The following is an 18,089-nucleotide window of genomic DNA, read 5'->3' as shown; positions in this document are numbered from 1 at the left end:
GCTGAGGCTCTCTTTTCCGGTTAGATCAATAATGTTTTTACCTGGTTGCTCGCCACGTCAAAAGCAATCTCTCCGTCTTTGCTTTCGAGAGGCTGCTGTGGTTTTTCATTAAGGTTCGCTGCCATTACCGGCTCCTCCCGTTCAGAAACGCGGAATGATCCTTTCACAATTTGCTCATTTGCATTATACACTCTCAGCACAAGTCGCTCCTCGTTCTCTGCCTTTTTCAGTGTGCTTAAGGTTGTCGATTTGCTCGTTTCCTCCAGTAGCTGATGGCGTTCCGGCGATTCGATTCCGGATGGGTTCAGCTTCATGGCATTATGCGGAATCTTGTTGTACGTTTCCACCGGAGTGGCATATTCCTTGGCCATTCGGGCAATCTCAGTTGGAGTGGTTTCCCCATCATGGGTAACAATCGCAAAATTAAGCGATAATTTACCGATCATCTGTGAATCCGGCGTTGGCAGCTTAATCCCTGATGGACGGCCCGGCCGGCGGATGAGTTCTTCTTTTCCAAGTACACCAACACTGCGGAATAATGTGAGCGCGATCGTATCATAATTTTCACCAATAACCTCAAATTCGCGAGTGCTGTTGGTCAGAACACTGACACCGCAATGATCGTCTGAAATTCCTGCATAAGAGAGCATCGGATAGATCGCGTCCGGCCGCTCGCTCCATTTTTCCTCTTCCCAGACATCCATTGCCGGGTCGCGAACAGCCCGTTTGATTGAGCCAAACTGGTTATCAGCAAGGGAAAAATCAGCAGCAATCCCGGCAGGAATCAGCGTGCGCAGACGATGATCCTTGGCCTGGTTGTTCAAGTTGGCGCAAATTTTGATCATCCGCTTATGTTTCGGAATCGTGATCTGCCAGCTAACATCAACAAAAGCATCCCGCTTATTGGCTTTCCGGCTCGCTAAATCTTCTGGCACCTCCAGTTTCATATCGATCGTCAGCTGTGCTTCATAATCGTTCTGCAAGATTTTCGCTTCCGCTTTGGTGTGACTGCTGTAGATGATTTCCTCGTCAAGCAGCGGCGAATAATCATATTCATCGCCATCATCCCCGCCATTTTCCAGGAGAAGCACCTGATCAAAAGTTTCCTGCAGTTCCTTGTCGACAATTTTCAGTGTACCATTCGGGTTCACTGTAACGGTGTGAAAATCCGTCTCCACCTTGTCTGTCTCAGCAAAGGAATTTTCCATCGGCTTCTCGGCATCTGTTACGTAATACGTCTGATACCCCATGGCAGGCAGTGTGTCCTCCAGCTGGATCCTATAGCGGAAAAACGGATCATAGTTGCCGTAATGCACGATTTGCCGATCAATCAGGCCGGGGTCGATTTCTTCCTTGCTCATGACTTCAAACGGAATCTCCCTGCCCTGACTATCTTGCAATGTGAACGACGAAAGCTTGGTGATCACTGTCGTGGTAAAAGCTTCCTTGCGCTCATATGGCAGCAAGTTGAATGCCGTCAGCCTGTCCTCATCGCGTCTGGTACCTACTGCATCGGTAATCTTCCGCTTATAAAACTCAATTAGCTGATCAGTTTTTTCCTCAGCCAGGAAAAACCGTCCCATAATTTCCCGGTGTACCTTATCCGAGCAACAGCTGCCGATACTGTCATGGGCGTGGTTTTTCATAATCTCTTTCCAAATTAATTCAATCAGGCCATGATGATATTCAAATCCCAGGCTATAGGCAGTCGACGCCAGTGGCTCCAGTATATTGGTGATTTTATTTTCAATCCGCGTGTTGGCCGCCTTGATATCCATCCGGGAAGAGTAGATGCTGCGGTGGACCCGCATGTATTTGCCATCCAAAAATTCCCCCTGGATCGTCGGCAGTGCTTCGTTTTTCTCCAATCCCGCAAACAATTGATCATAGTTACTGAGGAAAAACTCCCGGTCCGGATAGAGCTTATGCAACTTTTCCATAATCGTAAAAATGTTTTTCTGAATTGGCATCTGATCATGGCCATTTGGCACGAGAAGATGATCGCTCGTTGCTCCGCGGTCAAGTACGGTGAAATATTTGTCCATTCGTTTCTGAAGTTCCTCTTCATCCTCCGGCAAATATTTTCCAATTGCATAGCCAAGCGGGAGCAACTGAACGAGAACATTGGAACCATCCTCGCTTTCCCAGTAAAATTCCGTCCGGTCCGTGCCATGCCGCTCAGACGTACCGCGCCAGAAAATCGAATACTTAATGTCAAAGCCGTTTAAAATCTGTGGCATTTGTGCGGACTGCCCGAAAGAATCAGGCAGGTATCCGATTTTCATCGGTGCACCGAATTCCTCGCTGTCTTTCAGTCCATAAAGCAGATTCCGCACAATCGACTCCCCGCCGACAATCATCTCATCTGTTTGCGTATACCACGGGCCGATAATCAGCTTCCCTTCTTGGACGAGCTTTTTGACCCGCTCCCTGTTTTCCGGTTTCACCGCAAAGTAGTCTTCCAGAATCGACGTCTGTCCGTCGAGTAAATAATATGGATAATCCGGATTGTTCTCCAGCATGTCCATGATCTCTTCCATATTATTCACCAATAGAATGCGGGATTCTTCGGTGGAAAAGTACCATTCTCTATCCCAGTGCACATGCGGAACCAGGTGTACTTTCTTCATGTTGTCCCTCCATTCCCGGCATCGGTTGTTTATCACTATAGCTTACGATGCCGCTTGCTGTTTTTTTAATTTGTTTTTGCGTGTGACAATGAGAAGCAGCATGGAAATAAATGCGCCGATGACGGCGGCACTGAACCAGACACTCGCTCCCAATAGGACTGGCTGTCCTTCCAATAAAGCCAGAGAGAAAATTCCCGCTCCCGGCACCGTCAGGCCGATGCCAAAGTAGGCAACAATCGCACCTGTTACGGCAGAACCTGCGACCAGGGAAGGAATCACCCGCAGTGGATCATTGACCATAAACGGAATCGCACCCTCTGTGATCCCGGCAAGCCCGAGAATCCATGTCTGCTTGCCGACTTCCCGCTCCTGCTTGCTGAAATAGTTCTTTGCAAAAATGGTTGCCCCTGTTACGGAGAAAGCAGATACCATTTTCACTGAAGCAAATGCTGCATATGGAACAAAATTCCCATTGGCCATTGCCCCGATACAGAAGGCATATGCCGCTTTATTAACTGGACCGCCTAAATCAAAGGAAACCATTGCACCAATGATTGCACCAAGAATCAGCGCATTGGCCCCGGATAAGCTGTCAAGCCACTGAATCAGGGATTCGTTGATCCAGACAAGGGGTTCCCCTACGACAAACAGCATCAGTGAGCCGACAACTAATGTGCCGACTACCGGATATACCCAGAAGCTGACAAACCCGGCGAATGTGCCTTTTGGCTTTACTTTTTCTTTCAAGAATCGCAGGAAATACCCGGCCAGAATACCTCCAAGCATCCCGCCGAGGAATCCACTACCGATCAAGTTGGCAGCAAGTCCGGCTGCAAAACCTGGCCCAAGTCCCGGTTTATCGGCAATTGAATAGGCCATGTACGCGGCAAGCACCGGTACCATGATCTGGCCTAGCAGTCCGCCGCCAAGCTGACGCAAGAGCCATAACCAGGATCCTTCTGTGTCATACAGTTCCTGCAGTCCGAATCCTTGTGAAATAAATGTCGCGACGGCCAGTGTCATCCCGCCGGCGATAATAATCGGAATCATATAGGAAATCCCGGTAAGCACGGAGTCTTTGATTTCTGTTTTAAATGATTTTTTGCCATCATCGGAAAAACCATTTTCCTCGGATTCCTCCGCCGGCTGATAGTCCTGCTTAGGCTGGGATTCCGCTTTTTCCAATGCTTCTTTCAGCAGTTTTTCCGCGTTTCTTAACGGTGCAGCTACCGCCGTTTTAATTTTTGGCAAATGCTTGTAGCGTGCTTCATCTTTAATCGCTACATCATTGGCGAAAATCACAGCATCCGCATTCTTCAGCTGTGCAGCGGAGTGTCGGTCCTCAATCCCATTGGAACCCTGTTTCTCTACCAGCACTTCCACACCCATTGCATTTCCAGCTTTGATCAGTTCCTCTGCCGCCATGTACGTGTGGGCAATTCCGGCTGGGCATGCCGTCACCGCAAGTATTGTTTTATCAGATGCTGCTTGAGTTTTCTCAGGAGCAGCCTCCATATGATCCAGCTGCTGATACAGCTCCTCGCTATCTTTTGCCTGAAGGAGCCTATCTTTATAGGATTCATTGGTCAATCTGGTTACCAGTTCGGCTAACAGATCCAAATGCGTGTTTCCCGCTTCACTGTCGGGAATCGCCAAGAGGAAAATCAACTCCACCCGGTTCTCCGGATCCACGCTTTCCCAGTCTGCAAGCGGGGTTTTCAGTGTTGCAACAGCAAACGTTGCTTCCTTAACTGCTTTCGATTTCCCATGGGGGATGGCGAGCCCACCTTCGAACCCGGTCGGTGAAAGTTTCTCCCGCTCCCATACCGCATCAAGGAAATCCGCCTCTGAATCAAGCTTTCCTGCCTCATTCAGCTGGCTTGCCAAATGGCGAATTGCCTCCTCTTTTGAAGCGTATTCATTTCCAGTACTGACTAATGCAGGTGAGGTAAGTGATTGTAATTGCATGAGGGGTCCCCCTTTTCTTGTAAGTGTTTTCATTTCATATTTCAAGATTAACAGAAAAAAAATAAGAAGAGCGTTTCTTCTTATTTTTAAACAGAATTTTATTTTTATAGCGTTTTCATGTGTATTTATTCACATCGAGCCTATATGATCCCAGTAATACTGGGACAATGCCTGCAGCACAATCATTACCGGAGTGTGATCGGTAATATTGTATCCATTTAGCTCCTTCTTCGGTGAGTAGCAGTACAGCGGGAGTGAAGCCAACTGCTGCAGTGGATTCTTTTGAAAATGGGTTAAGGAAACAATTCGGATACCTCTCGCATGTGCCCGCTCGGCAATCTCCAGCACCTGCGGGGTTTTGCCGGAGAGACTGATCAGAAACAGAACATCCTTCTCTCCCATTTCCTCGACTGCATGCAAAATTTCATGGCGATGGGAAAAATAATCCGAACCCTTGCTGACCACCCGCAAATTCCGCACCATCAACTTGCACACGTCACTGTTATCCCCAACGCCGTAAAACAGTACATGCCTGGCTTCCTCCATCCACCGGCACACCGTTAGAATGATCTCTTCATCCATCAGGTCGAAAGTTTTTTGAATGTAAAAATAAGAACTATTCTGCACCTGGCTTTGTTCACTCTGCTCATCCTTCAGACTGCTTTTCAGATGGGAAAAACCGTCATACCCTAACTTTCTTGAAAGCCGCATAATAGTGTTTGGGACTGTGTACAGCTGGTCAGCGAGATGCTGTATCGACATCTTCTGAACATCCTGTTTATGTTCGAGAATGAACTCAATAATCTGGTCATCAGTATCATTTAATTTATATTCATATTTACGTGCTCGTTCTTCCATCCGCATAGATTAATTCACCCTCTTTTATTATAGCAAAGTTTTTTTGGATTTTCTCTCGTGTTGGTGGTGGATGGGAGTCGGTACATTGAGCTGCGGGGGTGGTCGAATACGTTAGGATGGAATTCAGCGGTTGACACAGAAACTTCATCGGCCAGCACTGTATCTTCAGCGCAACTGTATAAAACTTCGGCTGCTAGAGGGAAGACTTCAGCGCTTCATGCTATAACTTCAGCAATAGCTCATAGTCGACAAAACTCGACAACCCGCCGCTCTGCAGAAAATAAAAACAGCACCAACCCCCAGGCTGATGCTGATATTCGATAATGCTATTTCACCGGCTTCCTCCACAAACCAAGCACAATAGCCGTGATAACGGTACCGACTGCCAGTGCGAGCAGGAAGAACAGGGCATTATCTGCCAGCGGAATGACAAAGATCCCGCCATGTGGTGCTGGAATGGAGCTACTCCATAGCTGGGTCAGTCCGCCGGCGATGGCCGCTCCGAGCACAGAAGAACCGATGATGCGCAGCGGATCGGCTGCCGCAAAAGGAATAGCGCCCTCTGTGATGAAGGAAGCCCCCATTACATAGTTGGTCATCCCTGATTTGCGTTCATTCTCATTAAATTTATTTTTAAACAACGTGGCTGCCAGTGCAATTGCCAGTGGCGGGACCATCCCGCCAGCCATTACCGCCGCCATCAGGCTGCCGTCCCCGGTGTCGGTAAAAATACCGATCGAAAACGTGTAGGCTGCTTTGTTGAATGGGCCACCCATATCTATAGCCATCATGCCGCCAAGCAAAGCGCCTAAGATGACGGCATTGGCTGTGCCGAGATTTTCCAGAAACCCGAGCATCGACGTATTAATCACGGCAAAGAATGGACCGATCAGGTAATACATCAGAATCCCGGTAAGTAAAAGGCCAAGAACCGGATAAATCAAAATCGGCTTTAATCCTTCTAATGATTTCGGCAGATTACGGAACATTTTCTTCAACCAAACAATCAGATAACCTGCAAGGAAACCGGCAACCAGTCCGCCAATAAAACCGGCATTGCTGTTGACCGCAATCAGACCGCCGACAATACCAGGCATGAGTCCCGGCCTGTCACCGATACTCATGGCGATAAACCCAGCAAGAATCGGAATCAGGAAGCTGAACGCATTGCTACCGATGGTATTCAGGAAAACAAACAGTTCACTTTCACTTCCCAGCACACTTTCAAACAGGAAGGAAATCGCCATAAGAATCCCGCCGCCCACAACAAATGGCAGCATATGCGAAATCCCGTTCATCAGATCCTTGTAGATTTTGCCCCATACAGAAGCGGAATTTCCTGCATCACTGGAGCCGCTGCTTTCGCCACCCTCAGCCTGATACACAGCTGCTTCTTGCTGCAAAATTTTTCCAATCAGTTCTTTCGGTTTATTAATTCCCTCACTGACCGGGCGTTCCAGCACTTGTTTGCCATCAAAGCGCGCCATTTCCACATTTTTATCAGCGGCGATGATGACACCGTTTGCCTGTTTGATTTCTTCTTCGGTAAGACGATTTTTTGCCCCATCGGATCCATTTGTCTCGACGCGGATCTGAACATTCATCTCACTTGCCGCTTTCTTGAGCGCGTCTTCTGCCATATAGGTGTGGGCAATCCCGGTAGGACAGGCAGTTACAGCCACCACAAATGCCTGCTTTTCGTTTCCGGAGGCTTCCGGGGACTTCCTATCCTCCGATTGGCTCTCTTCTTCCTCTCCGGCAAAAAGTGCCTGTACCTCTTCCGGCGTCTTGGCCTGCTTTAACTGACCGACAAATTCTGCGTCCACCAGCAGCCGGGAGATTGCCGCCAATGTTTGCAGATGCGTATCATTGGCACCCTCTGGCACGGCAATCATGAAAAATAAATAGGACGGCTGGCCGTCCAGTGAGGCAAAGTCCACACCCTTTTCACTTCTGGCAAACAAGACGGTCGGACGCTTGACCGCTTCGGTTTTTGCATGAGGCATAGCAATCCCATCGCCAAGCCCGGTGGATGTCTGCTCTTCACGCTGCATGATCGCCGCGCGAAACGTCTCCGCATCTTCTACAACAGAATTATTTGTCAGGCTCTGAATCATTTCATCAATCGCAGGTTCCTTCTCCGTCGCCTTCAGATCCATGATCATGACATCTTTGCGCAGTAAATCAACTATTTTCATCGTTATCCTCCTACTCCTTACGCTAAACGTGTGATTTCTATTTGATTAAGCAGTGCGAGAATGTTGTCCTTTTTCGCTAAATCATCGGAAAAAGCCGTGGCACTTCCTGAAGCGATTCCCATCTGAAAGGCCTGCTGTACGTCCTGCGTTTTTGTGTATTTCCCGATAAAGCCGGCGATCATGGAATCTCCGGCACCAACCGAATTTTTCACTTTCCCTTTAGGCGGCATGCCGTGGAAAATTCCGTCCTGGGTAAATAACAGTGCCCCCTCGCCTGCCATAGACACAATCACATTCTTCGCGCCCGCCTCCAGCAGTTTTTTTCCATATGGCAGGGCGTCCTCTTTTTGATGCATATTAACATCATACAGTTCCGCCAGTTCTTCCAGGTTAGGTTTTACGAGCAGTGGCTGCTCAGGAAGTGCCGCCTTGAGAGCTGCCCCTGTCGTGTCAATCACAAATTCCGCACCCTCGCTTGTGATTGTATCAACTAATCGCTGGTAGAAATCAGTTGGCAGAGAAGGCGGTTTGCTTCCGGATAGAATGACAATATCCTGTGCGGTGATGGTCTCCAACTGCCTAAGCAACTGCTCTGATTCTTTCGAAGAAATCTCCGGACCGCGCCCGTTAATCTCGGTTTCCTGCTCGGATTTCAGCTTGAGATTAATACGGCTGTCTGCTTCCACCGGAATAAAATCAGCCGGAATGCCATCTGCTTGCAGGCGGGTGGCAATAAAATTCCCCGTAAAGCCGCCCAAAAATCCAAGCGCTGTTGTCTCATAATCCAACTCTTGGAGCAGGCGTGAGACATTGATGCCCTTTCCTCCCGGCAGTTTCAGCTCATTTTCCATTTTGTTCAATTTGCCAAGCTCAAGTCGATTAACTTGGACGACATAATCAATGGAAGGATTCAGTGTTATCGTGTAAATCATTGCTGTGCCTCCAAAATGTCTGTTTTCTCCTTATAGACGTCAAGATTGCTGTACTTGCTATCAGTGATGATGGTTACCTCATCGATGTCGCACACCTTGGTAAAATTCACTTTGTTCCATTTCGTATGGTCTGCCAGCACATAGGTGAGCGCAGACTGCTGGTGTGCCAGTTTTTTCAGTGATGCTTCCTCCAAGTCGGGTGTCGTACAGCCAAATTCCAGATCAATCCCGTTCATCCCCAAAAAAACTTTATCAAACCGGTAATTCGCCAGTCCGCTCAGCGCGCCCGCCCCGATAATTGCCTTTGTGGAGTGCTTAATCTCTCCCCCGAGCAAATAGGTGCGAATGTGGTGGTCGGCAAGCAGCGAGGCATGCTGCACTCCGTTGGTCACCACCGTTATGTTTTTCTCTTTCAGAAAAGGGATAACAGCTGCGGTTGTGGTGCCAGCGTCCAGATAAATTACATCTTGTTCACCGATGAGAGAGGATGCTAATTTTCCAATCGTTGTCTTTTCTTGCACGTTTTTGACGGTTTTCTCTATATTTGAGAGTTCCTCATCCACTTGGTAGATTCTTTTCGCCCCGCCATGAATACGTTTGAGAAGACCTTCCTGGCTCAACTGCTGCAAATCACGCCGGATGGTTGCCTCTGAGCAATGCAGCGCTTCCATTAATTGCTGTGATTTTACAATACCATCTGCTTTCAACCGTTCTAAAATGTAGGCATGCCGTTCTTCTGTTAACATACGCATCCCTCCCTTAGTCATTAGTTTACCATCAATAACGATCAAAAACAATCATAAATTTGCACGGACGAGAAGTGACGTTGGGAGGACATGCTGATTCAGGGAGGTGCTAATGCAGAAAGAGCTGGCGCAAAAGTGATCGCCAGCTCTCCCTTAATTCATATAAAAATTTGCTTCCTTGGCATATAGAACATGGCCGTCTGCGACTTGTTCCTCTGCCAGTTCATCCGCTTCTTTCTTTGTTTTTGCCTGCACTGTCGTTTGTTTTACCAGTCCGTCTTCTGTCTGGTATGTAATGCGATAGCTGCATGTCATTGGTTTGTGCTCCTTTTTTGCTGTAGTGATGGATTCTAGTATTTCATATTTGAGTTGTTTTATTCATTTTGGGGTAGTTAGTGAGAGGTGGTAACTCGATTTGGGCTTCTCGTAGACATTTCGGGCGTTCATCCTACTGGTTTTGTCCGTGAGACACGATCTCGCGGACATTTCGAGCCTCTTTCCCGCTGGGTTTTGTCCGTGAGATACGGTCTCGCGGACATTTCTAGCTTCTTTCCCGCTGGTTTTGTCCGTGAGAAGCGGTCTCGCGGACAGTCGCTCCCTCCCCCTCCACCCAGTTCCAAAAACCCTCCAAAAAAAGCTGGCTGCAAAGGGAAACGCTACCCTCAACAACCAGCCTCTATCAACTCACTCAATTCCTCATCTCCAGCAGCTTCTGTTTCATTTCGCCTTCCATCGCAGTCAGTTCTTTTTCGGCCTGCTGGCGTTTTTCCCGGCCTTCTGATTGGATGCGGATGGTTTCTTCAATCGTTGTTATCAGGTCCCCCTGGGTTTTCTTCAAGGTTTCCACATCCACCAGGCCGCGCTCGTTTTCCTTCGCTGTTTCAATTGCATTCGTTTTCAGCATTTCTGAGTTTTTCTCCAGCAGTTCATTTGTCGTATCTGAGACCTGTTTTTGTGCCTCGACCGCTTTCTGCTGCCTTAGCAACGTAAGCGCTGTGGCGATTTGATTTTTCCAGAGCGGGATCGCGGTCATCACCGAGGATTGAATCTTTTCTACCAATGCCTGGTTGGTATTCTGGATCAGCCGGATTTGCGGTGCGCTTTGCATGGTGATTTGCCTGCTCAGCTTCAAGTCATGGGTACGCTTATCCAGTCTGTCGGCAAACTGCAGCATGTCATTCACTTCCTGCACATCCATCTGGCTGCCGCTTTTATCCGCCTTCTGTTTCAGCTGAGGAATCACGGTCGTTTCCAATTCCTCCAGCTTCATCTCCCCTGCAGCAATATAGATCGTCAAAGCATCAAAATAATCCCTGTTTTTGTCGAACAAATCATCAAGCATATCGTTATCCATGGTCAGCGCATTTCTGTGCCGGTCCAGCTGCACACGAATCCGGTCAATTTGTGCACCGGTTTTCTGATAGCGGGACAGCATCTCATTGACAGAACCTGAAACCTTGCCAAATATGCGGCGTAAAAATCCCTGTTTCTCCTGCTGCAACTCTTCCGGGTTCACTTGCTCCAGTTTCTTCATTAAATCTGTCAGCACATCGCCGATTTCCCCGGTGTCCTTTTTCTGTACGTGGTCCAGCAGCTTATGGGAAAAATCCGTCAGCTGGGATTGTGCCTGCGTGCCGTACTCCGTGATTGCTTGCCGGTCTCCGGGCTCAATTTGTTTGGCCAGCTGTTGCGCTTTTCCTCTGTCTTCCTCTGACAGGCGGTCGGACATTTTCTGTGGCTTGTCCCCATCTTGGGGAATGTCTCGGGGCTTTACCGCCGTGGCAGTATCTTCCGCACCAAACGGGTTTGCCAATAAATCATCCAGTGTCCCGGAACGTTTTTGCTCTTGATTTTCCTTCATTTCAGCAACCTCCTGTCCTTATTGCCAAGTCTTCTCTCTTTGGATTGCTTGGCTACATCCATTTCCATATGCAACGTATTCATGTCATCATTCAGCATAATGTGTAAATCTTTTCGCACCATTTCGCCCATCCCGGAGATCGTTCGCCTTGTTTCAGTAAGCGATTCAACCATCTCCTTCGATGGAGATGGCTGTGATGCCAGATAGGCATGTTTTTCCGCCAGTTCCACAAGAGAATCGAGATGACTGTAGAAAAATGCTTCAGCCTGATAAAAGCGCCTTGGTTCTCTTTTGGTATTTCGGTAGATGGACCGAACCGTCTGCCAAATTTCCAGGTTCTCTTTCGCCTGCGGAATGCTCCGCACACGCAGGAACGCTTTCTGCAGCCGGCCGATTTTTGTCCGTGCTTCTTTTAAGTTTTGCTTAATATATTTATATTCCCGTCTTGAAAGCCCCGCATGCCGCAAAAATCGCCAATGCATAATGCCTTTCAGGGAGACATAGGATCCTCCGCCCCCAAGCAGCGCATAAACGCTTGAAAGCAGAAACCCTACCTCCAAGGCGGCAAAGCTGACAAGCCAGACTCCCGCCGCAGCAATCGAGGCAGCACTGGAACTTAACAGGAATTGTACAAATCCTCGCATGGTGTACTCCTCCAGTACAATTTGCTTTATATAAAAATATTGTCATTTAATAACCTTCTACAATTAGTTGTACGTATGAAACAGGGAAAAGGTTTCACTTTCATTTTACTTATGTTTGTGACAAATACCAAGAGAAAGGAACGCTGGAGGAGATTTTTATACATCTTTGCCGTAAATCTCGCGGGGAACTTGCTCAGCGGGAAAAATGCAAGGGAAACTGATTTACGGTATATTTGAGTTAAACGGAATCAGAAATCTTCCAAATGGGGGTTGCGACAATGAGAAAAATCGGTATCGATGCAGGGGGTACGTTGACGAAAGTTGCTTATCAGGAGAATGGGCACATGCATGTTAAAACTTTTTCCAATCAGAAACAGGAGGAGATTTTGCAGTGGCTGCAGCTCTTCACGCCTGATGCACGGTTTTGCTTGACGGGCGGGAGAAGTGCTTCTCTGCAAGGAAATCTTCAACAAAAAATAGTGCAAATCGACGAGTTTCAAGCAATTGCGGAAGGGACGAAACATTTGCTGCATGAGGAGAAAGCCACCTATCCAGATGAATTCATCCTTGTCAGCATTGGCACAGGGACTTCGATTTTCCATGTGAACAGTGAAAGATCGGATCGGCTTTTCGGCAGCGGCATTGGCGGCGGCACCTGGATGGGGCTTGGGATTTTGCTGACAGGAAAAGATGATTTTCGCAAACTCGTTCGTCTTGCAGGGGAAGGTGACTCAGCAAAGGGTGATCTGCTGGTTAAAGATATTTATCAAGCACAGGAAGCCCCGCTGTTGGGTGAGTTGACTGCTGCGAATTTTGGCAAGGCTGCTGATAACCGTGAAGTTACTTCCGCTGATTCCATGGCAAGCTTGGCAAGGATGATTGGGGAGACAATTATGCTGCTTGCCTCCCAGGCCGCCGCGAAGCAACAGGTAGAAAAAATCGTATTTGCGGGAAGTACGTTGGATGGCAATAGGCCACTTCGAGACGTTTTGAACGGCTTTCGCGAGATGCTTCCTTATGAACCGATATTTTTAGAGAAAGGCGCTTATGCGGGAGCGATTGGAGCGCTGCTGGAAGGTTAATTCAGGGTGAGGGTAATTCGCCCTTACTCCTAAACTGTCACTGCCTCAGGCACCTGCTCTACTCCATATTGACAAAAGGCCGATGATATTCGAGTTCGCCTTTAATTCGCTTGACCATTATTTTCTCGCCCGAGAGCCACTTATTGAAGTCGAAAATAACCGGCTTGCGGGCGGGCCCGATGACGAACCAGGCTTTTAATTCTTCAGGAAAGTACATCGATGTGTGAATCGTGCCGGCGGATGCGTCATATTTTCCCGAAAAAACGTCGTGGGCAGGGTCATTCATGACGTTGAAAGCCTGATATGGGTTGATTGCATGCTGCTGTTGTTCCTGTATCGTTTTTTCCCTTTGCCGGGTTTCTTCCTGACGGTAGCGATTTTCTTCTTCCAGCAAATGAAAATGATTTGTACATACATTCGACCTTCTTGCCGCGACTTCTCTTGGTGAAGCTTCGACGACATAGGATTCACCGGCAGCATCCAAAAGAACATAGCTGAACGAATGTCTGTGTGGAATTTCTTTTAGCAGGGAAATCGCCTCATCTACATTCGCACAGGTTTCCAAAATGATGCGACCGATCATATTGCATAGAAACCCGTCCCCTGATTTTTTGCTATGTGTGAAGTTATACCCCATCACAAGTCCTTTTTCGTTCATCCCGTCAATCCGCCCGGTAATTTGCATGGAAGGCCCGATAACGGCAAAGCCCTGATCGGTCGGCTCATATAACACGTACCTTCCTTCATATCCTCTTGGGTGACTATCGTAATTCCTAACCATGAATGCATTGTCGGTGAAAATAGAACAGCCGCTCCGAGTAAATTCCAAATAATAACCGCCAAATCGTCGAAATGCTTTTTCCATATCCATGTGAAGGGCATCGGCAAGTCCGCGGATTTCATCAAGTATGGCCGGTGCGAATGTTGCCATGATGTCTTTGTATTCTTCCGGATTGATTAAAAAATGACGGTTTTTCTTTGGTCCCCACTGTTTTTCCCGGTTAGGCAAAATTGGTGAACGTTTAAGCAGTTCACCTTGGAAATAACCGAAATCATAGTGGGTTCCTCTGTATTGAATGACATCGCTGTAAAACTGTTTCATCAACTTCATTCCTCTGTCGATTTCGCTATTGTCAGTGTACGATACGATATACTTAAAAAGCAATAAGAATATAGGGGATTGATGGTACCATCGTTTTTCAGGTATTCGTTGCATGTTGCAAAGGGTGATTTGTGAGGAAGTCATAGCTCCATCTAAGCCATTGCTGTGCCATGATAGCTCCTGACGAGTAACAGGGTAAACAAAGTGATAAACCTCTGTGATGTCATCATTCCCCCAACTCTTCCATTAGCTCCCTTATCCTATTCACTTTTTCATTTGTTATCTGCTGGTCAATAGATAAGACCGACCATTCTCCATCATTTTTCTCCATGTTAAACCACATATTGATCCTGCTCCCCTTTGGCAGGTTGGTTTTATCTATAACAACCTCCTCACCAAACCTCTCAATTAGTATCACCGCTTCCCCAGCTTCAAAACGCTCCAGCACTCCTTTTGCCATGATCTTCTCTTGTTTCACCGCCCCATCGTTTTCAGCATCATAACCGGTCACCGCTGCAGTCAGAAACACCATCGCAGCTATCATTGTCGTTAATGAAAGCATCCACTTTTTTTCTCTGCTGCTTCTCATCTATCTCCACCTCGCCATGTTTTTCTCCATTATCACTAAAATTCGCAAATAGCGCACATAGGCAAAATGGCAAAACTAACTCCCAGACACCCCGGAAAATGCACTTTTACCAGGAAGAAAATAGAAAAACTGCTGCTCTGGAGCATCACAAAATACTTTTTCACCCTTTTTTAAAATAAATATTCTTATGACTCAAAATGAATCTAGCTTTTGATGGTTGCTTTTGGTACGCTTAAACTAGAGAAGACAGGCGATAATAGGGGGTAATAAATTGATGAAGCGGTACATATTCGTGTTGCTTTTTGCATTCCTTTTAACTGCGTGTGGGCAAGAAGCTGACACGGATAGCACGGCAAATATGGCTGGCCAGTCCGAAACCGTAGAACGGGAAAAGGCTGCTGCAGACATCTTAACCGATGAAACTGACACGGAAACGTCAGAAGAAGCAAATACAGAAGCGGGGGGCGCAGCTGAAGAAACAGCGGAAAATGAAGCTTCAAGTGACGATCTACACGAACTGCAAGTGCATTTCATCGATGCAGGACAAGCAGATGCGACGCTTTTTCAGTACGGGGATGGCGAGGAAGTCTATACAATTCTGTACGACACGGGAGACTGGAGAGGGAATGATGTCGTGAATTATCTTGCTGCGCAAAACATTTCCGAGATTGATCTGATAATTGTTAGTCACCCGGATGCCGATCACATTGGTCAATTAGCTGAAATTGTCGCTGCCTATCCAGTGGGGGAAGTGTGGATGTCTGGTAATGAAAGTTCCTCCGATACGTTTCAGGAGGCAATTGCCGCAGTGTTGAACAGTGATTCGGATTATCATGAACCACGAACCGGAGAGGAATACGAAATTGGGCCCATGGAATTAAAGGTACTTTACCCAAGCAGCATTACAGGTCGTTCCAACGAAGAATCTGTTGCTGTGCACTTCACCTATGGAGATGTCCGGTTCCTATTTACAGGAGACGCCGAACAGGCAGGAGAAATGGAAATGCTGAACAGCGGAGTCGGAGTGGAGGCTGATATTCTGCAGCTTGGGCATCACGGCTCGGACACATCCAGCGCCCCGGCCTTCATCGAAGCGGTTGACCCGGCTATTGCGATTTACAGTGCGGGCGCAGACAACAGCTACGGGCATCCCAGCCCGGAAGTAGTATCGCGGATCCAGAATTCTGGCATTGAGCTGTACGGTACGGATGTACATGGAACGATTGTGGTCACAACCGACGGAGAAAATTACAGTATCGCCACAAAAGAGGATGGCACCATCAGCCCGGAAAACACGGCAGATGCTGAATCAGAGCCTGAAAATGAAGAAGCATCCAGCAACGCGAATGACACTGCTGAAGAAAACAGCGCGGCCGATTCCTGCATAAACATCAACGAGGCTTCTCCAGAAGAACTGCAGGAAATTATTCATATCGGACCAGAACGGGCACAGGATGTCATCTCGCTTCGGCCATTTGGTTCTGTAGATGATTTAACCCGTGTCGATGGAATCGGTCCGGCCCGGATTGCAGATATAACAGCGGAAGGCTTAGCCTGTACAGGAGGGTAAAAAATGAAAGGCATACTTGACCGAATGGAAGATAACAACAAAGCCGTTATTCTCATCGAAGAACAAAAGGAAGAAATCATCGTCTCCAGAGATGAGTTGCCAGAAGGAAGCGATGTAAATACATGGTTTCAAATGGAAGAACAGGAGGGCAAATACCACATTGTCGCAATTGATGAGGCAATGACGAAGGAAAAAGCACAAACAACCTCTTCCCTTATGGAGAAACTTCGGAATAAAAGCAAGGGGAGTAAATTTAAGAAGAAATGACGTGGAAGAAGCGACAACTATGTAAAAGAAAAACTGACTTCAGATTTTATGGTCTGCCTTTCCGCTAAATTCAGTGAAGAAGAAAGGAAAGCTTGGCTTTTGGCCAAGCTTTTCATATGTATGCAGGGGAATAAATTTATGAAAAAAGCATTTGCCCGCTCCTGCATAGACAAATACTCTCTCCCCTTACAACTTCACTCTCCCCCGATACTTCTCTATCAATTCCCGATTATGCTCATCCGCTCCCTCCATATTGCCGCTCAGGAAAATCGGCGGCTCGAAGCCATTTTCCGCCATTTGCTTAATGGATTCAGCAAAAATAGCGTTTAAAATAGCCGCGCCTATGACTGTGGAACTTGGAGAAAAGTTTACTGCCACGGCCTCATGTGATAAAAGCGCATCCCCAACAGGCGCATGGTTATCAATCACCAGGTCGACGGCGTCATATAGATGCTCGCCGCTTGTGTGGCGCGACGGCTGGCTGGACGAATATTCCCTTGATGTGATGCCGATGACAAAAGCTCCTTTGCTTTTTGCAATATGGGCGGCATCGACTGGGACAGGATTGCGGCCGGATGTGGAGATGGCCACCATCACGTCCCCTTCCCGAATATCGACATCATTCATAAAGACGTGAGCATAGTCATTTTTTCGCTCCAGCTCAGAAGACTTCACTGCGCCCTCGTGCAGCATCAGCGGTTCGTGCAGAATAGGATTGATCGGCACCAGACCGCCAGCCCGGTAATACACTTCTTCTGTTAAAATATGTGAGTGCCCGCACCCGAATAAATGAACCACCCCATCCTGCTCGATGGCTGCTGCCACTTTTTCTGCTGCCTGCCTCATTCGGTCCTGTTCACTTTTTTCTACCTCTGCCAGCAATGTGTTCACTGCTGCTAAATATGATTGAATCATCGTAAGCCCTCCTCAATTGCGCTGAAAATTTCCCTTACTTTATGCGGTATGGTTTTCCCTGTCTCTTTATCAATGGTGGAACCAAAAATATGCGGCATAAAAAATTCAATGTTAATATCCTTAACCGCGGAAATAATTTCACTGATATTATCGGCATGGATTCCGCCAGCTGGCTCTACTCCGCGAATTCCTCTCTCCTCGGCTGCCTTTGTGATATAAACCAGCTCTTGTAAATGCTCGGTTCCATTCATTGGCATCATTTTAATGCTTCCCAGCCCAAAAATGGAAGCAATATCTAAAAACTCCTCTACACATAGCGTAATACCAGTTAGGGCTAAGCGGACCTTACCTCTCTCACCGGTTGGCTGGACAAGGCCATTTACCAATTGGTTTTCCGGCCTGCTGCCATCTAAAAATCCCTTGGCATAAGCCGCCTTCTCAAATGGCTGATTGACATGGCCGGCTTCCGATGCTGCAGCAATCTCGAGCACTTGTTTCCAGTTTGCTGTGTTCCCGCCCTCGCCTAAACCGATGCTTACAACTTCGCTCACTGTTTTTAATTCGCTCACTTTAGCAGCCGCTGCTTCAATGGTCTCGAAATTACTGGATACAATCCCGGGAACCACATAACCGGACCCAGCTTCCATGATATCTGCCGCGTTTTTTTTATCGCTTGCCAGAAAATTAACCAAAAATTTGTTATGCAGCTTTTCTTTCATCATTACGT

Annotated in this window: 16 protein-coding genes; 3 read left to right on the top strand and 13 right to left on the bottom strand. The window is 47.5% G+C overall.

Annotation, left to right across the window (positions count from 1 at the left end):
* Positions 1 to 20: 20 nt before the first annotated feature.
* From mngB to CEG13_RS02700, 9 genes are all read right to left on the bottom strand, one after another.
* Positions 21 to 2,630 carry a mannosylglycerate hydrolase gene (mngB, locus tag CEG13_RS02735; RefSeq protein ID WP_100010221.1) on the bottom strand — a complete coding sequence of 870 codons (2,610 nt, stop codon included), beginning with the start codon at positions 2,628 to 2,630 and terminating at the stop codon, positions 21 to 23.
* A gap of 42 nt (positions 2,631 to 2,672) precedes the next feature.
* Positions 2,673 to 4,598, bottom strand: coding sequence for a PTS 2-O-a-mannosyl-D-glycerate transporter subunit IIABC (gene mngA / locus CEG13_RS02730; RefSeq protein ID WP_100010220.1), 1,926 nt, complete (start codon positions 4,596 to 4,598; stop codon positions 2,673 to 2,675).
* A 129-nt stretch (positions 4,599 to 4,727) separates the two neighbouring features.
* On the bottom strand, positions 4,728 to 5,462 hold the full coding sequence (locus CEG13_RS02725; protein ID WP_100010219.1) for a MurR/RpiR family transcriptional regulator: 735 nt from the start codon (positions 5,460 to 5,462) through the stop codon (positions 4,728 to 4,730).
* Between the two features lie 320 nt (positions 5,463 to 5,782).
* Positions 5,783 to 7,654, bottom strand: a complete 1,872-nt coding sequence (locus tag CEG13_RS02720) for a PTS fructose transporter subunit IIABC (RefSeq protein ID WP_100010218.1) — start codon at positions 7,652 to 7,654, stop codon at positions 5,783 to 5,785.
* A gap of 17 nt (positions 7,655 to 7,671) precedes the next feature.
* Positions 7,672 to 8,586 carry a 1-phosphofructokinase gene (pfkB, locus tag CEG13_RS02715; protein ID WP_100010217.1) on the bottom strand — a complete coding sequence of 305 codons (915 nt, stop codon included), beginning with the start codon at positions 8,584 to 8,586 and terminating at the stop codon, positions 7,672 to 7,674.
* Complete coding sequence (locus tag CEG13_RS02710; protein ID WP_100010216.1) at positions 8,583 to 9,332, bottom strand: DeoR/GlpR family DNA-binding transcription regulator; 750 nt, start codon at positions 9,330 to 9,332, stop codon at positions 8,583 to 8,585. The genes pfkB and CEG13_RS02710 overlap by 4 nt, the downstream gene beginning before the upstream one ends.
* A gap of 153 nt (positions 9,333 to 9,485) precedes the next feature.
* Positions 9,486 to 9,647 carry a hypothetical protein gene (locus CEG13_RS18665; RefSeq protein ID WP_158234636.1) on the bottom strand — a complete coding sequence of 54 codons (162 nt, stop codon included), beginning with the start codon at positions 9,645 to 9,647 and terminating at the stop codon, positions 9,486 to 9,488.
* A 373-nt stretch (positions 9,648 to 10,020) separates the two neighbouring features.
* Positions 10,021 to 11,193, bottom strand: a complete 1,173-nt coding sequence (locus CEG13_RS02705) for a toxic anion resistance protein (RefSeq protein ID WP_100010215.1) — start codon at positions 11,191 to 11,193, stop codon at positions 10,021 to 10,023.
* Positions 11,190 to 11,837, bottom strand: coding sequence for a 5-bromo-4-chloroindolyl phosphate hydrolysis family protein (locus CEG13_RS02700; RefSeq protein WP_100010214.1), 648 nt, complete (start codon positions 11,835 to 11,837; stop codon positions 11,190 to 11,192). Before CEG13_RS02700 ends, CEG13_RS02705 begins: the two co-directional genes overlap by 4 nt.
* A 278-nt stretch (positions 11,838 to 12,115) precedes the next feature.
* Between CEG13_RS02700 and coaW the strand changes: the two genes are divergently transcribed.
* Positions 12,116 to 12,919 carry a type II pantothenate kinase gene (gene coaW, locus CEG13_RS02695; protein WP_158234635.1) on the top strand — a complete coding sequence of 268 codons (804 nt, stop codon included), beginning with the start codon at positions 12,116 to 12,118 and terminating at the stop codon, positions 12,917 to 12,919.
* 58 nt (positions 12,920 to 12,977) lie between these two features.
* Here the strand turns inward: coaW and CEG13_RS02690 are convergent, their stop codons facing one another.
* A complete protein-coding gene (locus tag CEG13_RS02690; protein WP_100010212.1) occupies positions 12,978 to 14,021 on the bottom strand; it encodes a C45 family autoproteolytic acyltransferase/hydrolase in 1,044 nt (347 codons plus the stop codon).
* Between the two features lie 226 nt (positions 14,022 to 14,247).
* The gene (locus CEG13_RS02685) at positions 14,248 to 14,610 is read right to left on the bottom strand and encodes a DUF3006 domain-containing protein (RefSeq protein ID WP_100010211.1); all 363 of its coding nucleotides are present in this window, start codon (positions 14,608 to 14,610) and stop codon (positions 14,248 to 14,250) included.
* A 274-nt stretch (positions 14,611 to 14,884) separates the two neighbouring features.
* Between CEG13_RS02685 and CEG13_RS02680 the strand changes: the two genes are divergently transcribed.
* Both CEG13_RS02680 and CEG13_RS02675 read left to right on the top strand, forming a co-directional pair.
* Positions 14,885 to 16,180, top strand: a complete 1,296-nt coding sequence (locus CEG13_RS02680; RefSeq protein ID WP_239984545.1) for an MBL fold metallo-hydrolase — start codon at positions 14,885 to 14,887, stop codon at positions 16,178 to 16,180.
* 3 nt (positions 16,181 to 16,183) lie between these two features.
* Positions 16,184 to 16,447, top strand: coding sequence for a DUF3006 family protein (locus CEG13_RS02675; protein ID WP_100010210.1), 264 nt, complete (start codon positions 16,184 to 16,186; stop codon positions 16,445 to 16,447).
* 186 nt (positions 16,448 to 16,633) lie between these two features.
* On the opposite strand, the gene CEG13_RS02670 is transcribed toward CEG13_RS02675, so the two are convergent.
* Entirely contained in the window at positions 16,634 to 17,362 is a 729-nt protein-coding gene (locus tag CEG13_RS02670; protein ID WP_100010209.1) for an SIS domain-containing protein, read from the bottom strand.
* The gene (locus tag CEG13_RS02665; protein WP_100010208.1) at positions 17,359 to 18,084 is read right to left on the bottom strand and encodes a KDGP aldolase; all 726 of its coding nucleotides are present in this window, start codon (positions 18,082 to 18,084) and stop codon (positions 17,359 to 17,361) included. Before CEG13_RS02665 ends, CEG13_RS02670 begins: the two co-directional genes overlap by 4 nt.
* Between the last annotated feature and the right edge of the window lie 5 nt (positions 18,085 to 18,089).

This window comes from Lentibacillus sediminis (assembly GCF_002763455.1).
Taxonomy (GTDB): Bacteria; Bacillota; Bacilli; order Bacillales; family Amphibacillaceae; genus Lentibacillus_D; species Lentibacillus_D sediminis_A.
The sequence above is the reverse complement of the archived record's forward strand: the minus strand, read 5'-3'. Positions and strand labels throughout refer to the sequence as shown.